General features: G+C 50.1%; 3 protein-coding genes. All 3 read left to right on the plus strand.

Features of this window, described 5'->3' with window-relative positions; all coding sequences use genetic code 11:
- Positions 1 to 753: virulence-associated E family protein (locus tag DWW33_RS16080; RefSeq protein WP_243088698.1), on the plus strand; the 753-nt coding region annotated here is incomplete at its 5' end.
- Positions 754 to 1,023: 270 nt separating this feature from the next.
- Complete coding sequence (locus tag DWW33_RS15455) at positions 1,024 to 1,209, plus strand: hypothetical protein (RefSeq protein WP_004614956.1); 186 nt, start codon at positions 1,024 to 1,026, stop codon at positions 1,207 to 1,209.
- Positions 1,210 to 1,316: 107 nt separating this feature from the next.
- The coding region (locus DWW33_RS15460; RefSeq protein WP_158577501.1) for a recombinase family protein at positions 1,317 to 1,773 on the plus strand (457 nt) is incomplete at its 3' end.

Raw genomic sequence — 1,773 nt, forward strand, 5'->3', positions numbered from 1 at the left:
AAGCTGGACGATGAAAATGTGTACCGCAAGCTGCAAGGGCATTGGATTATCGAGATGTCGGAGATGATTGCCACAGCCAACGCCAAGAGTATTGAGGAAATCAAGTCATTCTTAAGCCGCCAGAAAGAAACCTACAAAGTGCCGTATGAGACACATCCGGCAGACCGGCTGCGGCAATGTGTATTTGGAGGGACGACCAACCGGCAGGACTTTTTGCCCCGTGACCGCACCGGCAACCGGCGCTTTCTCCCCGTGACGGTGTACCCGGAACGGGCGGAGGTTCACATACTGGACGATGAAGCGGCGGCGAGGGCGTATATCGAACAGATGTGGGCGGAAGCCATGACGGTTTATCGCAGTGGGAAGTATAAGCTGTCATTCAGCATGGAAATGAACCGATACCTGAACGCCCACCAGCAGGACTTTATGCAGGAAGACACACAGGCCGGCATGATCTACGCCTATTTGGAGGACTACACCGGCGACAGGGTATGCTCCAAGCAGCTTTATGAGGAAGCGCTGGGGAACTTAAATTCCCCGGCAGACTGGGAGACACGGGCAATCTGCGAGATTATGAATACCGGCATTGCGGGCGGCATCATACAGGGCTGGGTAGCCTACAAAAGCCCGAAGCGGTATAAGAAATACGGTTCTCAAAAAGGCTGGGAGCGTGTCAACCAAGCTCCGCCGGAGGGGGACGGTTTTCAGGAAATCACGGAAGAAGAAGCCCGGCAAATGGAACTGCCATTCTGAAAAGCCACCGGTTGACAGTTTGGTTGACGCTTCGGTTGACAGCCGGTTGACGGGGAAAAGCCTGATATTTGGGGCATTTCTCCCCTTTGTCAACCATGTCAACCAAGAAATTAAAGAAAAAGTAAAAAGTAATCATAGAGCGCCTATGGATTGTTTTCAAAGTCTTTTCTGCCGGTTGACACGGTTCGGTTGACATGGAGACAGTCTGCGGCTGTACACCTGCCTGACATTCCCTTGTCGGGCATATTTCATTTATGGAGGTAACTGCCTATGGCAAAAAACAAAAACGAGAGCAATAACAAAAACAGCGGCACCCTGCTTACCGAAAAAGACGGCACCCAGTATTTTGTCATGGGGAAAGTCCGTATCAAGGTATCGGAGCATTTCGCACAGGATGGGAAGCCGCTTGACAGCCTACTGGAAGATGTGATCCAGCACGCTGCCGCCGCTTCCTGAAAAAATACGGAATAACGACTGTCAATCAGCCCACGCTTATGATATACTTGTACCAGCGAGTATTGTATAAGCGTGGGTTGTTTCTTTTAGAAGGAGGATTTTTAACCGTGAAACAACCATACAATACAACGATTTATAACACTGCACTATATTTGAGATTGAGCCGTGACGATGAATTACAGGGGGAAAGCGGCAGTATCCAGACCCAGCGCATGATGCTTAGGCAGTATGCCGCAGAGCATGGGCTGACTGTTGTAGACGAGTACATTGACGACGGATGGAGCGGGACAAATTTCGAGCGTCCAAGTTTCCAAAGGATGATTGATGACATCGAGGACGGGAAAATCAACTGCGTTGTCACAAAGGACTTATCCCGTCTGGGAAGAAACTATATCCTGACCGGTCAGTACACGGAAATCTATTTCCCCAGCAAGGGAGTACGCTACATTGCCATCAATGACAATGTGGACACCATCAACGGAGAAAGCGAGCTTGCCCCATTCTTAAACATCCTGAATGAAATGCACGCCCGACAGACCAGCAAAAAGGTCAAGGCTGCCATGC

The sequence above is a fragment of the Roseburia sp. AF15-21 genome (assembly GCF_003479505.1).
Lineage (GTDB): Bacteria > Bacillota > Clostridia > Lachnospirales > Lachnospiraceae > Roseburia_C > Roseburia_C amylophila.

Excerpts from the sequence above, each read along its gene's own strand:
- DWW33_RS15455 (WP_004614956.1), top strand. The coding sequence starts at position 1,024 with ATGGCAAAAAACAAAAACGAGAGCAATAACAAAAACAGCGGCACCCTG.